Origin of the sequence: Winslowiella sp. 2C04, assembly GCF_050037805.1 — a bacterium.
GTDB classification, from domain to species: domain Bacteria; phylum Pseudomonadota; class Gammaproteobacteria; order Enterobacterales; family Enterobacteriaceae; genus Erwinia; species Erwinia toletana_A.
Window position 1 is genome coordinate 2,535,781 of sequence record NZ_CP188300.1, and the last position, 16,825, is coordinate 2,552,605.

15 protein-coding genes and 3 tRNA genes are annotated in these 16,825 nt (G+C 52.7%); 9 read left to right on the top strand and 9 right to left on the bottom strand.

The window, feature by feature from the left end:
• Nucleotides 1-18 precede the first annotated feature (18 nt).
• Nucleotides 19-108: a YnhF family membrane protein gene (locus ACP3TC_RS11290; protein WP_156322070.1), complete on the bottom strand. Its 90-nt coding sequence runs from the start codon at nucleotides 106-108 to the stop codon at nucleotides 19-21.
• A 283-nt stretch (nucleotides 109-391) separates the two neighbouring features.
• Here ACP3TC_RS11290 and purR point away from each other — a divergent pair, with 283 nt between their 5' ends.
• A complete protein-coding gene (gene purR, locus ACP3TC_RS11295) occupies nucleotides 392-1,417 on the top strand; it encodes an HTH-type transcriptional repressor PurR (protein WP_313857347.1) in 1,026 nt (341 codons plus the stop codon).
• 31 nt (nucleotides 1,418-1,448) lie between these two features.
• Here purR and punR read toward each other — a convergent pair whose 3' ends face one another.
• Nucleotides 1,449-2,357, bottom strand: coding sequence for a DNA-binding transcriptional activator PunR (gene punR, locus ACP3TC_RS11300; protein WP_313857346.1), 909 nt, complete (start codon nucleotides 2,355-2,357; stop codon nucleotides 1,449-1,451).
• 118 nt (nucleotides 2,358-2,475) lie between these two features.
• Here punR and punC point away from each other — a divergent pair, with 118 nt between their 5' ends.
• Together punC and cfa are read left to right on the top strand one after the other, a co-directional pair.
• On the top strand, nucleotides 2,476-3,684 hold the full coding sequence (gene punC / locus ACP3TC_RS11305; protein ID WP_426816474.1) for a purine nucleoside transporter PunC: 1,209 nt from the start codon (nucleotides 2,476-2,478) through the stop codon (nucleotides 3,682-3,684).
• Between the two features lie 425 nt (nucleotides 3,685-4,109).
• Entirely contained in the window at nucleotides 4,110-5,258 is a 1,149-nt protein-coding gene (gene cfa, locus ACP3TC_RS11310) for a cyclopropane fatty acyl phospholipid synthase (protein ID WP_313857344.1), read from the top strand.
• 77 nt (nucleotides 5,259-5,335) lie between these two features.
• Here the strand turns inward: cfa and ACP3TC_RS11315 are convergent, their stop codons facing one another.
• Nucleotides 5,336-5,986, bottom strand: a complete 651-nt coding sequence (locus ACP3TC_RS11315) for a riboflavin synthase subunit alpha (RefSeq protein WP_313857342.1) — start codon at nucleotides 5,984-5,986, stop codon at nucleotides 5,336-5,338.
• A gap of 233 nt (nucleotides 5,987-6,219) precedes the next feature.
• Here ACP3TC_RS11315 and ACP3TC_RS11320 point away from each other — a divergent pair, with 233 nt between their 5' ends.
• The 6 genes from ACP3TC_RS11320 to ACP3TC_RS11345 all read left to right on the top strand — a co-directional run bounded on the left by ACP3TC_RS11320 (nucleotide 6,220) and on the right by ACP3TC_RS11345 (nucleotide 10,374).
• Entirely contained in the window at nucleotides 6,220-7,593 is a 1,374-nt protein-coding gene (locus ACP3TC_RS11320; RefSeq protein WP_426816475.1) for an MATE family efflux transporter, read from the top strand.
• Nucleotides 7,594-7,744: 151 nt separating this feature from the next.
• Nucleotides 7,745-7,821 (top strand) — tRNA-Val (locus ACP3TC_RS11325).
• Between the two features lie 40 nt (nucleotides 7,822-7,861).
• Nucleotides 7,862-7,938 (top strand) — tRNA-Val (locus ACP3TC_RS11330).
• A gap of 23 nt (nucleotides 7,939-7,961) precedes the next feature.
• A tRNA-Val gene (locus ACP3TC_RS11335) sits at nucleotides 7,962-8,038 on the top strand.
• 383 nt (nucleotides 8,039-8,421) lie between these two features.
• Nucleotides 8,422-9,834: a pyruvate kinase PykF gene (gene pykF / locus ACP3TC_RS11340; protein WP_313857340.1), complete on the top strand. Its 1,413-nt coding sequence runs from the start codon at nucleotides 8,422-8,424 to the stop codon at nucleotides 9,832-9,834.
• Between the two features lie 303 nt (nucleotides 9,835-10,137).
• Nucleotides 10,138-10,374, top strand: coding sequence for a major outer membrane lipoprotein (locus tag ACP3TC_RS11345; RefSeq protein WP_052898670.1), 237 nt, complete (start codon nucleotides 10,138-10,140; stop codon nucleotides 10,372-10,374).
• 124 nt (nucleotides 10,375-10,498) lie between these two features.
• On the opposite strand, the gene ACP3TC_RS11350 is transcribed toward ACP3TC_RS11345, so the two are convergent.
• From ACP3TC_RS11350 to sufB, 6 genes are all read right to left on the bottom strand, one after another.
• Nucleotides 10,499-11,539 carry a L,D-transpeptidase family protein gene (locus tag ACP3TC_RS11350; RefSeq protein WP_313857338.1) on the bottom strand — a complete coding sequence of 347 codons (1,041 nt, stop codon included), beginning with the start codon at nucleotides 11,537-11,539 and terminating at the stop codon, nucleotides 10,499-10,501.
• Nucleotides 11,540-11,607: 68 nt separating this feature from the next.
• Complete coding sequence (gene sufE / locus ACP3TC_RS11355; protein ID WP_313857337.1) at nucleotides 11,608-12,024, bottom strand: cysteine desulfuration protein SufE; 417 nt, start codon at nucleotides 12,022-12,024, stop codon at nucleotides 11,608-11,610.
• A 29-nt stretch (nucleotides 12,025-12,053) separates the two neighbouring features.
• A complete protein-coding gene (gene sufS, locus ACP3TC_RS11360; RefSeq protein WP_313857336.1) occupies nucleotides 12,054-13,277 on the bottom strand; it encodes a cysteine desulfurase SufS in 1,224 nt (407 codons plus the stop codon).
• Nucleotides 13,267-14,556 (bottom strand): Fe-S cluster assembly protein SufD, encoded by a 1,290-nt coding sequence (sufD, locus tag ACP3TC_RS11365; RefSeq protein WP_426816476.1) that lies wholly within the window; start codon nucleotides 14,554-14,556, stop codon nucleotides 13,267-13,269. Before sufD ends, sufS begins: the two co-directional genes overlap by 11 nt.
• The gene (gene sufC / locus ACP3TC_RS11370) at nucleotides 14,531-15,277 is read right to left on the bottom strand and encodes a Fe-S cluster assembly ATPase SufC (protein ID WP_313857333.1); all 747 of its coding nucleotides are present in this window, start codon (nucleotides 15,275-15,277) and stop codon (nucleotides 14,531-14,533) included. The genes sufD and sufC overlap by 26 nt, the downstream gene beginning before the upstream one ends.
• Nucleotides 15,278-15,328: 51 nt before the next feature.
• A complete protein-coding gene (gene sufB, locus ACP3TC_RS11375; protein ID WP_313857332.1) occupies nucleotides 15,329-16,825 on the bottom strand; it encodes a Fe-S cluster assembly protein SufB in 1,497 nt (498 codons plus the stop codon).

Consider the following 16,825-nt stretch of genomic DNA (forward strand, 5'->3'; position numbering starts at 1 on the left):
AAGATTAACCGATGTTTATCAATTCATTACCGCGGTGAAACTGAAGGCAATAATTACCAGCAGCGCGCCGACGGTGGTCAGCAGAGAAAACTTCAGATTGGTGTCCATACTTCACTCCTTAAAGACCTTACAATTAATAACTCTCACTATTTTCCCATATAAACAGGTAAAAATCTCGTTTTCTGCTCACAGCCTTGATAGAATTCTGTTTTTCCGTTGCGCAACAACTGCAACACCGCGTCACTTGCCGTGTTTCCTGACGTCAATCTCCTGCCCGACGTCACTCAGATTGCAACAATGAAACCGATCGCGCCAGAAAACGCGAAGCATACGCAAACGTTTAACATGATGCTTATCAATCCTTTAAGATAAGCGCAGGAGTACCATTTTAATGGCAACAATTAAAGATGTGGCGAAACGCGCCGGTGTTTCTACCACCACCGTTTCTCATGTCATCAATAAAACCCGCTTCGTGGCTGAAGAGACCCGCGAAGCCGTTTGGGCCGCCATCAAAGAGCTGCACTATTCGCCCAGCGCCGTTGCGCGCAGCCTGAAAGTGAACCATACCAAATCGATTGGTTTGCTGGCGACTTCCAGTGAAGCGCCCTATTTTGCTGAAATTATTGAAGCAGTTGAAACGCGCTGCTTTGCCAAGGGCTATACCTTGATCCTCGGCAATGCTCATAATGATCTCCAAAAACAGCAGGCTTATCTGTCGATGATGGCGCAAAAGCGCGTCGATGGTCTGCTGGTGATGTGCTCGGAATATCCTGACGAGCTGCTGAAGATGCTGGAAGACAATCGCAACATTCCGATGGTGGTGATGGACTGGGGCGAATCACGCGGCGATTTCACCGATACCGTGCTGGATAACGCTTTTGAAGGCGGTTACCTGGTGGGACGCTATCTGATTGAGCGTGGTCACCGTGATATTGGTGCGATCCCGGGTCAACTTGAGCGAAACACCGGCGGTGGGCGCCATGCCGGTTTTCTCAAAGCGCTGGCCGAGGCCAATATTGCCGTGCGCGATGAGTGGGTTGTGCAAGGCGACTTTGAGCCGGAATCCGGATATCGCGCGATGCAGCAGATTTTATCGCAGAAACAGCGGCCAACCGCGGTATTCTGCGGCGGCGATATTATGGCGATGGGCGCCATTTGTGCAGCAGATGAAATGGGCCTGCGGGTGCCGCAGGATATTTCGGTGATCGGTTATGACAATGTGCGCAACGCGCGCTATTTCACGCCAGCGTTGACGACCGTCCATCAGCCGAAAGAGCGCCTCGGCGAAACCGCATTTGATATGCTGCTGGATCGCATCACCAGTAAACGCGAAGAGCCGCAGACGATTGAAGTACATCCTTCATTAATCGAGCGCCGCTCGGTGGCTGACGGTCCGTTCCGCGACTACCGTCGTTAATCCGCTACCGGCCACCCGTTGGCCGGTCAGTTTATCCTTCGCGAAGCCACTCCTGATTCATGGTCTCCGGTGTACCCAGATACTCCAGCAACCAGCTCAGCGCCGGTGAAGCACTCTGCTCAGCCCAGCTGACGCAGCACGGGCTGTCGGGGAATTCGGCCGGTAGCGTTAATTCGGCCAGCGAACCTTCAGCAATCAGCGGCGCAGCAAAATGCCCGGGAACCATACCCACGCATAACCCTGCCAGCAGGCAATCAAACGCCGATTCCCAGTCCGGTGCCACCAGCCTTCGCTGGTTGTCCAGTGTCCAGGTAATGCGTTTTGGCAGGCTGCGCGAGGTGTCTTCCAGCACCAGCGACGGCCACTGGCGAATTGTATCATCATCAATGCTTCCCACTTGCTGCGCCAGCGGATGGTCGGCTCTGACCACGCAGCGCCAGTTAAGTGCGCCCATATCACGGAAACCAAAGCGACCACCGACCGGGATCGCCTGGGTAGCGCCAATCGCGACATCGACTCGCCCGTCAACCAGCGCATCCCAGACGCCATTAAACACTTCATGCCAGACCAGCAGCTCCATATCCGGGAAATGGCGATAAAAATCGAGCACCAGCTGGCGGGTGCGCTGGGGTTTAACAATTAGATCCACTGCAATGCTCAGCTGTCCGCGCCAGCCGTTAGCGACCTGCTGACACTGACGGCGCGTGGCAAGCATTTTTTTGATAACAGTGCGCCCTTCCTGTATAAATACTTTCCCCGCATCGGTTAATACCACATCGCGATGACGCCGCTGAAACAGCGGAACCGCCAGCCACTCCTCCAGCTGACGCACGGTATAACTTACCGCCGAGGGCACACGATGCAGCTCGGCGGCGGCGGCAGTAAAGCTGCCGGTACGCGCTACTGCATCAACAACTTCAAGAGAATGTTCCGACCACATAGCTTGCCTGCAAAATTTTTGAACGCAATGTGCAAATATTAGCGTTTCACAAGCGACAACGCACGCGATTACACTCTGCAGCGTTAAAATCACCTGCACTAAAATAAAGAGTTAACTGATGATTAAATCAAAAGGATTTATTATTTACCTGGCGGTACTGAGCATGCTGGGTTTCCTTGCTACCGATATGTATCTTCCGGCGTTTGGCGCAATGCAGCAAGATCTGCAGACCCATCCCGGCGCCATCAGCGCCAGCCTGAGTATTTTCCTGGCCGGTTTTGCCTGCGCCCAGCTGCTCTGGGGGCCACTCTCCGATCGTATCGGGCGTAAGCCGGTACTGTTAATCGGCCTGAGTATGTTTGCTGTCGGCTGCGCCGGCATTCTGTGGGTAGAAAATGCCACCATGCTGCTGGTACTGCGATTTGTGCAGGCGATTGGCGTCTGTTCTGCCACCGTAAGCTGGCAGGCACTGGTGGTCGATCGCTACCGTGGTGCACAGGCCAACCGTGTTTTTGCCACCATTATGCCGCTGGTTGCGCTGTCACCGGCGCTGGCCCCCCTGCTGGGTGCCTGGCTGCTGAACCACTTTGACTGGCGCTCGATTTTCGTCGCCCTGCTGCTGATCACCCTGGGGTTACTGATTCCTACCCTGCGCCTGAAAGCTAGCGGAAAGCCAGCGTCAGCGGCTGATGAACCCAAAGTGGGCTTCTTGTCGCTGCTGAAATCTCGCATTTACAGCGGTAACGTCCTGATGTATGCCGCCTGTTCTGCCAGCTTCTTCGCATGGCTAACCGGCTCACCCTTTATTCTGTCTGATTTAGGCCTGACGCCAGGGGATATTGGTCTGAGTTATATCCCGCAAACGCTGGCATTTTTGATTGGTGGTTTTGGCTGTCGCTCACTGCTGCAACGGGTCGAAGGTCGTACCCTGCTACCGTGGCTGCTGCTCGGTTATGCCGTCAGTATCAGCGCAATTTTTGCCGTTGCTCTGTCGGGTCACGTGACGCTCACCGCGCTGTTGATTCCCTTCTGTGGCATGGCCATGGCCAATGGCGCGCTTTATCCTATTGTGGTGGCGAACGCGCTGCTGCCGTTCCCGCAGGCTACCGGCAAAGCCGCAGCATTACAGAATACGCTGCAACTTGGTCTCTGCTTTGTCGCCAGTATGGCGGTCTCCGCGCTGATTTCTCAGCCGCTGCTGACCACCACGGCGATTATGTTGTCGACGGTTGTGCTGGCGTTTATCGGATTCGCACTACAATTTCAGCGTAAGTTGAGTGAAAATCATACTGCAAAAACGGCAGATACCGCGACGCAAAAGGGTTAATCACTTTTAGTTAGCACGCTTACAATAATGCATTGAATATTGCCTCACGTGAGCATATACTCATCTGAGGCATTAATTTATAACAAAAAATCAACATTATTTACCGGGCCCCCATTCCGTTGTACAGGGTCCGGACCTGACAGGGTTGTCGTGGTGTTGTCTGGCGTGGCATTCGTGACGCTTCTCTGCAGGACTCTGGTCGACGATCGTAAACTGGCTTTATAGCTTCCTTGCTCATTGCATCCGGTAAGTGTGGCGGGAGTGCGGTGGCCAAAGCCAGTGACCCGAGTCATTTTCATTAAATTCAATCCTCTGTTTAACGTCGGATAACTGGCGCACGGATAATCCGTGAGTTCTCTCACAATCCTGTAGAAATTGACTATTCTATTTCTCAGGTTCGTATCACAACAGGTGATGGAGAAGCTATGAGTTCATCGTGTATAGAAGAAGTGGGCTTAAAAGAAAATAATTGGTATCGCATCGTCCGCGAAATGTTGCAGACTGCCGATGTCGAGGTAAACGGTTCACGGCCCTGGGATATTCAGGTAAAAAATCCGCAATTTTTCCGTCGGGTATTGCAGGAAGGCTCGCTGGGGCTGGGTGAAAGTTATATGGACGGCTGGTGGGAGTGTGATCAGCTGGATATGTTTTTTTATCGGGTGTTAAAGCACCGACTCGATCAGCAATTACCTCATCATTTTAAAGATACCCTGCGCATCGCCGCGGCCCGCCTGACTAATCTGCAATCAAAAAAACGCGCCTGGATTGTTGGCAAAGAACATTACGATCTTGGCAACGATCTTTTTAGCCTGATGCTCGATTCGCATATGCAGTATTCATGTGGCTACTGGAAACAGGCTGATTCGCTGGAACAGGCGCAACATGCCAAACTGACCATGATCTGCGATAAATTACAGCTGCAACCGGGCATGACGCTGCTGGATATTGGCTGCGGCTGGGGCGGGCTGGCGGAATTCGCCGCGCGTCATTATGGCGTCAGCGTGGTGGGCGTAACGATTTCTGCTGAACAACAGAAACTGGCGCAGGACCGCTGTGCCGGCCTTGATGTTTCCATCCTGTTGCAAGACTACCGCGATCTGAATCAGCAGTTTGACCGTATTGTTTCCGTCGGAATGTTTGAACACGTCGGGCCGAAGAATTACGCCACTTATTTTGAGGTGGTGAACCGTAATTTAAAACCGGACGGTCTTTTCCTGCTGCATACCATCGGCGCGATTCGCACTGATATGCATGTCGACCCATGGATTGATAAGTATATTTTCCCCAATGGTTGTTTACCTTCGGTGCGCCATATTGCCGACGCCAGTGAACCGCACTTTGTGATGGAAGACTGGCATAACTTTGGTGCGGATTATGACACCACCTTAATGGCGTGGTATCAGCGCTTTCTGGAGGCATGGCCGCAGCTGGAAAATAATTACGACGAACGTTTTAAACGAATGTTTAGCTACTATCTTAACGCTTGTGCCGGTGCATTTCGCGCGCGCGATATTCAGCTATGGCAGGTGGTATTCAGTCATGGCGTAGATGGTGGGTTGCGCGTTCCGCATTAAGTAGCTGTCGTATTGGGCGGCGGCAGCGCCGCCCAATACGACGATTGTTATTTCTGTTGCCTGCGGCTGCACCTTGCTCAGTCGGAAATCTGCTCGGCCGCTGCGGCCAGCAATGCCGCTTCGCGCTGTGCCAACACGCGCTCAACGGTTTCAACAATCGCCTGGGTATGAGGATCGATTTCAATATTGACCCGCTGGCCGAGTTTTTTCTTGCCCAGCGTGGTGCGCGCCAGCGTTTCAGGAATTAAATGCACGCAAAATTTGCTTTTGGTCACATCCCCTACCGTCAGGCTAATACCATCAATGCCGATAAAACCTTTATGCAGGATATACTTCATTTGCGAAGCATCTTGCGGTTTAAACCAGATTTCACGGTTATTCTCGGAATTAACGATCTTACAGATCTCTGCGGTGGTCATAATATGACCTGACATTAAATGTCCGCCAATTTCATCACTGAATTTTGCCGCACGCTCGACGTTAATCTGGTCGCCTGGCTGCAAGTCGCCGAGATTAGTAATACGCAACGTCTCTTTTACCAAATCGAAACTGACCCGATCGCCGTCTACCGCAGTGACCGTCAGACAGCAGCCGTTATGGGATACCGACGCACCTAACTCCAGCCCCGGCAGCATTTCAGCCGGTAATCTAACAATATGAGTTCGGAAATTGGTTTTCTCTTCAATCGACAACACCTCTGCGGTGCCCTGCACAATACCGGTAAACATGCTTAATGCCTCAGTCTGTTTTTTTGATCATCCTACCATAAATGCAGGCTGGCACGGGTAACAAGGGATAGCAATCTGTGCTACCGCAAAAACATATTCTGCATATCCTGATGCTGGTCATTGGCTTAATGCGTGGCGACCGTTAAACTGAGCGACTTAATCTGCCGATTTTTATTCAGACGCCCGCCCGGGCGTTAATTTCGTTCATCCTTAATAAACAGACAGGTGTATACGTGCAGAAGTATCTGACAGAAGCGCGTCAATTATTAGCGCTCGCGATCCCGGTGATTCTTGCGCAAGTTGCGCAAACATCCATGGGCTTCGTGGATACCATTATGGCTGGTGCCGTCAGCGCGACCGACATGGCCGCGGTTGCGGTAGGAACCTCAATCTGGCTGCCGGCAATTCTGTTCGGTCACGGTTTGCTGCTGGCGTTAACCCCAACCGTTGCGCAACTTAACGGTTCCGGTCGACGTGACCGCATTGCGCATCAGGTGCGCCAGGCTTACTGGCTGGCCGCTCTGGTTTCACTGCTGATTATGCTGGTGCTGTATAACGCCGGCTATATGATTGCGGCGATGCACGGCATTGATGCCAAAATGGCTGAGATTGCCGTCGGCTATCTGCACGCCCTGCTTTGGGGCGCACCGGGCTATCTGTTTTTCCAGGTGGCACGCAACCAGTGTGAAGGACTGTCGAAGACCAAACCCGGTATGGTGCTGGGCTTTATTGGCCTGCTGGTGAATATTCCGGTTAACTACATCTTCATCTACGGTCATTTTGGCATGCCTGCACTCGGCGGCGTTGGCTGTGGCGTTGCCACCGCATCGGTCTACTGGGTGATGTTTATTCTGATGAAAATCTGGGTTGGCCGCGCCGGTTCGATGCGTGATATTAAACTGGCTACTCGCTTCGATGCGCCGGACTGGAAAGTGCTGTATCGCCTGAGCAGCCTCGGCCTGCCGGTGGCGCTGGCGCTGTTTTTTGAAGTCACGCTGTTTGCAGTGGTGGCGCTGCTGGTGTCACCACTGGGTATCGTCAAGGTGGCCGGTCACCAGATTGCGCTGAACTTCAGTTCGCTGATGTTTGTTCTGCCGCTCTCGCTCGGCGTCGCGGCGACCATTCGCGTCGGCTATCGCCTTGGGCAAGGCTCGGCGGAAGCTGCGCGCGTCGCCGCCTGGACCGCACAAGGCGTCGGCGTAATAATGGCAGCATTCACTGCGACCTTCACGGTGATTTTTCGCGAACAGATAGCCCAGCTTTATACCGACAATCCTGAAGTGATTACGCTGGCGACACAGCTGATGCTGCTGGCCGCGATTTATCAGTTCTCTGATTCGATTCAGGTCATTGGCAGCGGTATTTTGCGCGGCTATAAAGATACCCGCTCGATTTTCTTTATCACCTTTATCGCTTACTGGATACTCGGCCTGCCAGTCGGCTATCTGCTGGGGATGACCGACTGGGTCGTGCCGGCAATGGGTCCGGCCGGATTCTGGTGCGGCTTTATTATTGGCCTGACTTCATCGGCGGTGATGATGATCTGGCGGATGCGTCGTCTGCAACGATTGCCGGCGGAAGTGATCCTCGCACGCGCAGCGCGTTAATTTTAGGGCCATTTATGGCCCTTCTCGTTTAAAAAAACGGCGGGTCGCACAGTAGATCGTCAGTCAGTAACAAAAATGCATGTTTCCACTTGCCAGCGATGTACGCTGCCGTTAATATTCGTCCCCGCTGTCACCCAGACAGCAGCCTAATGCGTTCTTAGCTCAGTTGGTTAGAGCACCACCTTGACATGGTGGGGGTCGGAGGTTCGAGTCCTCTAGAACGCACCAGATTTTCAGGCAAAGTCATTGAAGTTGTAGTGATGTATGTGCGTCCGTAGCTCAGTTGGTTAGAGCACCACCTTGACATGGTGGGGGTCGGTGGTTCGAGTCCACTCGGACGCACCAATCATCAGTGATTGTTCAGGTTTGCGTTCTTAGCTCAGTTGGTTAGAGCACCACCTTGACATGGTGGGGGTCGGAGGTTCGAGTCCTCTAGAACGCACCACTCCCCTTATTTTTCCGCCCGTAAAACACATTCAGCTTATCACCCAGCGTTTGCGCAACATCACTTTTTCTTGATCTGATACCTGTACCATGACAGCTTTTTAATTGGTTTTCGCACACTTAGCGATTATAATGGCAGGCGTTGTTTCACTTGAATGGTTTCAGCCAATTGACGTGCCCTTACTTACAACGATCACAGCTTGCGCAACACAGCCCGGCGGGCATGCTGAACCATCCGCACAACTTCCTCTGCACGCTTTATATCTGTCACCTATCCTTACTGAGTAGATTACGTTCTCTTACCAGGCACCACTTTCTCATTCGCTGGCATCGCCGTCGAAATCAATCCTTTAACATCCATCACAACTTATAGAAAACTTGCTCATGAAAAAGACCAAGATTGTATGTACTATCGGCCCGAAAACTGAATCGGAAGAAATGCTGACCAGCCTGCTTGACGCTGGCATGAACGTCATGCGCCTGAACTTCTCTCATGGCGATTACGATGAACACGGTAAACGCATCGCAAACATGCGTGCGGTGATGAGCAAAACCGGCCACCAGGCTGCGATTCTGCTCGACACCAAAGGTCCGGAAATTCGTACTATGAAGCTGGAAGGCGGCGTTGATGCTGCACTGAAAGCGGGCCAGACCTTTACCTTTACTACCGATCAGTCAGTGATCGGCAATGCCGAACGCGTGGCAGTCACCTACCCGGGTTTCGCGGCTGACCTGAAAATCGGTAATACCGTGCTGGTTGACGACGGCCTGATCGGTATGGAAGTCATTGAAGTCACCGAAAACACCGTGGTATGTAAAGTGCTGAATAACGGCGACCTTGGTGAAAATAAAGGCGTTAACCTGCCAGGCGTTTCTATCCAGCTGCCTGCGCTGGCCGAAAAAGACAAACGCGACCTGATCTTCGGTTGCGAACAGGGCGTGGACTTTGTCGCCGCCTCGTTTATTCGTAAACGTTCTGACGTGCTGGAAATTCGCGAACACCTGAAACAGCACGGCGGCGCGCACATTCAGATCATCTCCAAGATCGAAAACCAGGAAGGCCTGAACAACTTCGACGAAATCCTCGATGCTTCTGATGGCATCATGGTAGCGCGTGGCGACCTCGGCGTAGAGATCCCGGTTGAAGAAGTGATCTTCGCGCAGAAGATGATGATCAAAAAATGTAACCGTGCACGTAAAGTGGTCATCACCGCCACCCAGATGCTCGATTCAATGATCAAAAACCCGCGCCCTACCCGTGCGGAAGCCGGCGACGTGGCTAACGCCATTCTCGACGGTACTGATGCAGTGATGCTGTCTGGTGAAAGCGCCAAGGGTAAATACCCGCTGGAGTCGGTCACCATTATGGCGACCATCTGTGAGCGTACAGACCGTGTGATGAAAAGCCGTATCGACTCCCAGCAAGATAACCGCAAAATGCGTATCACCGAAGCGGTGTGTCGCAGCGCGGTAGAAACCGCTGAGAAACTGGAAGCGCCAGTCATTGTGGTGGCAACCGAAGGCGGTAAATCTGCTAAGTCAGTGCGTAAATACTTCCCTAACGCCACCATCCTGGCGCTGACCACCAATGAGCAGACTGCACGTCAGTTGATTCTCACCAAAGGTGTGGTTACCCATATCGTGAAAGAGATCGCTTCTACCGACGATTTCTACCGTATTGGTAAAGAAGCCGCGCTGGAAAGTGGCTACGCATTGAAGGGCGAAGTGGTCGTCATGGTATCCGGTGCTCTGGTACCAAGCGGCACTACCAATACCTCTTCAGTACACGTTCTGTAATTAAACAATGCCATTAAATTTAAAAAGCGCCTCAGGGCGCTTTTTTTTGGCAGTTGCGTAACTGAAAATTGAGAAATTTCCAATCGATAATAACTATTCAATTTTGGAAATTACAAAGATTAACCCGATTAAATCTGCCTGTTTTCTTTTAATTTTTTATCTTTTTGCGGCAATCAGATGCTTCTTTGAGCGAACGATCAACTTTAGGCATGTTCTCATCAAAAATATATTCTCATTAGAAAAAACTTTGTGTAATACTTGTAACGCTACATGGAGATTAACTCAATCTAGAGGGTATAAATAATGAATCGTACTAAACTGGTACTGGGCGCGGTAATCCTGGGTTCTACTCTGCTGGCTGGTTGTTCTAGCAATGCTAAAATCGACCAACTGTCTACTGACGTTCAGACTCTGAACGCTAAAGTTGACCAGCTGAGCAACGACGTGAACGCAGTGCGTTCTGACGTTCAGGCTGCTAAAGATGACGCAGCTCGTGCAAACCAGCGTCTGGACAACCAGGCTCACTCTTACCGTAAGTAAGAGTTCTGGTTGTAAAAATGGCGCACATTGTGCGCCATTTTTTTTGTCCTGATTTCCGGTTATCTTCCCTTGCTGTTTTCCAGTTACACCCTTACCCAGCAATAGCCATCCATGGCCCCCTGCATCACCGTATGACGCGTACTCCCTCCGCCTGAGAGATGGTAGCGGGTACACGCCCGGACGGCGCAGAGCCCGTCTGCGGCGATATTATCGCAGGCAGTGGCGTATGCTGATCGACAGGCTCACCGCTGTTAACCAATACCGGCATCCCGGAACGCCGCTCGATGGCCTGGTTAATCAGCCCGGAATCACTGAGCTGACTGTCGATAAACGCTTTCGCCGTGTTGCTCAACGCAATTTTCTTGGTTTGAGGATCGTCGCTCTCACTCTTTGACAGCGGCTGGTGCACTTCAACGTAGCGCTTACCATCCGGTTCAATGGCGTATTTAATCGGCTGATTAATCACCTCTACCCGCGTCCCTCTCGGCACGTCATTAAATAACGCCTCGATATCCTCGTTACGTAAACGAATACAACCCGAACTGACGCGCATACCGATGCCAAAATTAGCATTGGTACCGTGAATCAGATAGTGGCCGGCACCGTACGCCAGGCGCAGCGCAAACAGTCCCATTGGATTATCCGGCCCGGCAGGGACCGTACCCGGCAGGGTAATCCCCCGTTCGGCATAGCGCTTGCGGATATTGACGGTGGGTGTCCAGGTTGGATTAGGAATTTTTTGGCTGATACTGGTCACCATGATTGGTGTATTGGCACCCAGCTGGCCAATGCCGATCGGATAAACGATGACTTTATTCTCATCCTTGGGGTAGTAATAGAGTCGCAGCTCCGCGAGGTTAATCACTATCCCTTCGCGTTTGGTGTCAGGTAACAACATTTGGCTGGGAATCGTCAGCTGGCTACCGGCTCTTGGCAACCACGGGTCAGTGCCGGGATTCGCTTGTAGCATGCTCAGCAGTCCAATTTTGTATTCAGCGGCAATCCGTTCCAGCGAACGGTTATCCGCCGGCACCACGTAGATACTGTTCTCGCCGATTAGGCGGCTGTTATCTGGTGGCAAAGGGTATTCTGTCGCGCTGACAACGCGCGTCCCGGCGATCAGCGTCAGGGCAAAAAATGCTGCAAGGCGTAACAAAGGTTTCATGCGCAATCTCTCGTAAGGAATAAAACACCCCGTTATATGTAACGAGGTGTGTTACGAGATATTGTAGCTCAGCTGAGGGCTTGTGCTCTATGGCGAATCGCGCGAATCATCGCTTCCAGCCCCTGCGAACGGGATGGCGTAAGGTGTTGCGTCAGGGCAAGTTGCTCAAACCACGGGCGAACATCAAAGCGGGCAATTTCAGCCGCAGTCATCCCCTGATAAAGGATAAAGACGATAGCAATCAGGCCTTTAACAATTGCCGCATCACTGTCACCCTGCAACTGAATTTTGCCATCGCTGGCCTCATCCATCACAATCCACACCTGGCTTTGACAGCCAGAAATAATGTACTCGGGCTGACGAAATGAATCGGACAATTCAGGCAAAACCGCGCCCAGTTCAATCACGTACAGGTACTTCTCTTCCCAGTTGGCGCAACGATTAAAATTGCGTACCAGCTTTTCTTTGTCTGGCAGTGTTGCCATCAGTTCCTCCCTTGCCTGCTGGCGGTCTGTCAGCCGCCCAGCAAACGATGAATACGTGTCAGACCCGCTACCAGCCGGTCCGCTTCCTCTTCGCTATTGTACATCGCAAAAGAAGCGCGACACATCGCCGGAACCTGGTAATAGTTCATCAGCGGCATAGCACAGTGATGGCCGGTGCGAATCGCAATACCGTACTGGTCGAGGAAACTTCCCACATCATAGGCGTGATGGCGACCGAGATTGAATGCGATCACCCCGGCGCGATTTTGCGGCCCGTAGATAATTAAATCAGGCACCGCGGCCAGCTTATCCAGCGCGTAACGCATCAGCATCTGTTCGTGCTGATGGATATTCTCCAGCCCCAGTTCTTCAACATAGCTCAGCGCCGCACCCAGACCGATAATCGCCGCAGTATTGGGCGTCCCCGCCTCAAAGCGCCATGGCGCAGCAGCAAAAGTCGTCTCTTCGGTCAGGCTGACGTTAGCGATCATCGAACCGCCCCCTTCCCACGGCGGCATCTGGTCCAGCAGCGCTTTGCGGCCGTACAGAATACCAATGCCGGTAGGCCCATAAATTTTATGGCCAGAGAACACATAGAAGTCGCAGTCGATATCCTGGACATCAACCTGGTGATGCATCACCGCCTGGGCACCGTCGATCAGCGTGGTAACCCCCGCGGCTTTCGCTTGCGCCACCAGCTGTTTTACCGGATTTATCGAACCGAGCACGTTGGAGACCTGGGTCACCGCCAGCATCCGGGTGCGACTGTCGATAAGCGTTGGCAACACGGCAATATCCAGCTCGCCTTGCGGCGTCAGCGGCAGCACACGCACTTCAGCGCCAACGCGCTTCGCGACCATCTGCCACGGCACGATATTGGCGTGGTGCTCCATCTGGGTGATGATAATATTATCACCCGCCTGTAACTGACTGCCGCCCCAGCTGCTGGCCACCAGGTTAATACCTTCGGTGGTGCCCTTCACGAACACGATCTCTTCCGGCGAAGCCGCATTCAGAAAACGCGCCGCCTGATTGCGCACGTTTTCCATATCAGTGGTCGCTTCAGCACTCAGCGTGTGAATGCCGCGATGTACCGCGGCATAGCCATGCTGATAAAAATGGCTTTCAGCGTTAATCACCGCTAACGGTTTTTGTGCGCTGGCGGCGCTGTCGAGATAGGCCAACGGCTGACCGTTGACCTCGCGCGCCAGAATCGGAAAATCAGCTCTGACACGCGCCAGATCAAAACTCATTCGTTGCCTCCGGGAAACGCTGGGCGATGCGTTGCAGCACCACCTCTTTCAGCGTTTCATCAGCGATCGCTTCGGTCAGCTCAGCGGCAAACGCGTGAATAATCATTTGCTCTGCCAGCGGCTTATCGATACCGCGCGAGCGCAGATAGAACATCTGCTCGTCGTCAATGCGGCCAATGGTGGCACCATGGCTACATTTCACGTCATCGGCGTAAATTTCCAGCTGCGGCTTGGTGTCCACTTCGGCCAGGCGACCCAACAGCAGGTTGTTGTTGGTCATCTGTCCGTCGGTTTTCAGCGCATGCTTCGCCACTTTAATCATGCCGTTAAACACCGCACGGGCACGGTCGCGCACGATAGTTTTATGCAGCTGACGGCTCTGGCAGTAGCCTTTATTGTGTTCAAGGTAAGTGCGGGTATCACACACTTCTTTGCCCACCGGCAGCACCAGGCTGTTAATCGACAGATTAGTGTTCTCACCGTTCAGCTGTGAACTGGTGTTGTGCCGCGTCAGGCCAGCACCCAGCAGGAAGCTCTGGCTGCTGACGTTAGCATCGCGCAGCAAGATAATGTCGTTGTGCGCAAAGTGATAGCTGCCAACATTCTCAAACGCCAGTTTGGTGTGCGTCAGCTGCGCGTTATTGCCAACCGACATGGTCAGACGCGCGCCGGTAAAGTGCACCGCATCATTCAGGCTGACGTAGTGCTCGATCACTTCTGCCTGCGCGCCATCGTCAATTTGCACATGGTGACGATAGTGCGAAGTATTCATCTGTTCGTCGCCGCTGCCGCTGCTGATATGCAGCAGATACAGCGGACGCGGTGCCACTTTGCCACGCGCCAGCTGTATGGTGGTAGCCTGCTCGGCGAGACTTTCGGTCAGATGCAGAAACACTTCAGGCTGCACCGGCGCGTCAAATGCGCGACGTTCAGCGGCCTGAGAAATCTGTACATCAAACAGATCGAAGTTGCTGTCACTCAGTTCCGCGCTTAATTTGCCGTCAATATAGACCAGACGAACCGCATCAAGCGGCAGTGCAATTTGCGCCAGATCGTCTGCGCTGACGTTACCCGCCTGCGGCAGCACAAAGCTCTCGCTGAACAGCGTCTCCAGCGGAGTGTATTTCCAGTTTTCCTGCTTACGCGTCGGTAAACCTAAGCGCAGCAGTTGCTGCCAGTGCTGCTGTGCCTGCAAGGAGCGATTTTCACCGCGTGACTCAAACAGGTGGTGCCACTGTTGCAGCGCGTTTTCGCTACTCTTCGTCGGTAAGCCAGCCATAGCCCTGCTCCTCCAACTGTTTCACTAAGCTAAAGTCGCCTGATTTAACGATCTTGCCCTGATAAAGCACGTGGACGAAATCAGGTTTGATGTAATCAAGAATACGCTGATAGTGAGTCACGATAATAAATGAGCGGTTACCGTCACGCAGGGTATTGACCCCGTTGGCAACAATTTTCAGCGCATCGATATCCAGACCGGAGTCGGTCTCATCGAGAATGCACAGTTCCGGCTCCAGGGCTGCCATCTGCAGGATGTCATTACGTTTTTTCTCACCGCCAGAGAAGCCAACATTGACTGAACGGGTCAGCAAATCTTCCGGCATCTTCAGCAGTTGAATTTTATCTTCGATAAAGTCCTGGAAATCGAAACGGTCAAGCGCGTCCTGCCCACGGTATTTACGCACCGAGTTCACCGCAGTTTGCAGGAAGAACTGGTTGCTGACGCCCGGGATCTCTACCGGATACTGGAACGCCATAAAGATACCTTCACCGGCACGATCTTCCGGAGCCAGCTCCAGCAGATCTTTGCCTTTAAAACTGATTTCGCCGCCGATCACTTCATACTCTTCGCGTCCGGCCAGAGTCGCGGAAAGCGTACTTTTTCCTGAGCCATTCGGGCCCATAATGGCATGTACTTCGCCCGGCTTCACGTCGAGGTTCAGGCCGCGCAAAATCTGCTTATCTTCAATACTTACCTGTAGATCTTTGATACTTAACATAGAATTTCCTTCGCATTGCCGACGGGCAACGGTTCTTATCGCGACGCGGGTTTAACCCACGCTATGTTCCAGACTGATGGCCAGTAATTTTTGCGCTTCGACAGCGAATTCCAGCGGCAGCTCGGAGAAGACGTCCTTACAGAAACCGTTAACAATCATCGAGATTGCGTCATCTTCGCTGATACCGCGCTGCACACAATAGAACAATTGATCTTCACCGATACGTGAGGTGGTGGCTTCATGCTCCAGCTGCGCGCTGTTATTACGCACTTCAACATACGGGAAGGTATGCGCACCACAATCCGCGCCAATCAGCATTGAATCACACTGGGTGAAGTTACGCGCATTGGTCGCCGTCGGCATAATTTTCACCAGACCACGATAGGTATTTTCACTTTTACCGGCCGAAATCCCTTTCGAGATAATGGTTGATTTAGTGTTTTTACCAATGTGAATCATCTTGGTGCCGGTATCGGCCTGCTGATGACCGCTGGTCAGCGCCACCGAGAAAAATTCACCGATGGAATTATCACCGCGCAGGATCACGCTCGGGTATTTCCAGGTAATCGCCGAACCGGTTTCCGACTGAGTCCACGACATTTTGCTGCCGTCGCCTTCACACAGTGCGCGTTTGGTCACGAAGTTGAGAATGCCACCTTCCGCTTCGCCGCCGGCGAACCAGTTCTGCACCGTTGAATATTTAACTTCGGCATTTTTGTGGATAATCACTTCCACTACCGCCGCGTGCAGCTGATAGGTATCGCGCACCGGTGCAGAACACCCTTCGATATAACTGACGTAACTGTCTTCATCGGCCACCAGAATGGTACGCTCGAACTGACCGGTTTTTGCCGCGTTAATACGGAAATAGGTCGACAGCTCCATCGGGCAACGTACGCCTTTCGGGATGTAGACAAAAGTGCCATCAGAGGCAACGGCGGAGTTCAGCGCGGCAAAGAAGTTATCGTTGGCCGGCACCACGGTGCCAAGGTACTTTTGCACCAGTTCAGGGTGATCGTGAATCGCTTCGCTAAAGGAACAGAAGATGATGCCCTGCTCCGCCAGCTTAGAACGGTAGGTGGTGGAAACTGATACCGAGTCAAAAATCGCATCAACGGCGACTTCCTGGCCTTCACGCACCGGCACGCCCAGCTGTTTAAACGCCTCTTCCACTTCCTGCGTCAGATAGTTGCTGGCCGGCTCGCTGCCGGAGGCCTGGGTGGCGCCCGGCTCAGAAGCGCAGCTGTCATCACAGTTACCGCAGGACGGTGCCGAGTAGTAACTGTAATCCTGGTAATCCAGTGGCTTATATTTGGCTTTCAGCCAGTGAGGCTCTTCCATCTTCAGCCAGGCTTCATAGGCTTTCAGGCGGAATTCCAGCATCCATTCAGGTTCATTACGCTTGGCGGAAATGGCCCGCACCACATCTTCACTGATGCCGTGTGCCAGCTCATCGGTTTGCAGATGGGTAAAGAAGCCCTCTTTGTAACCCTTGTGGCCGCCTTCCCAAATTTGTACATCATCAGATGCATCACTGTGTCGAGACAT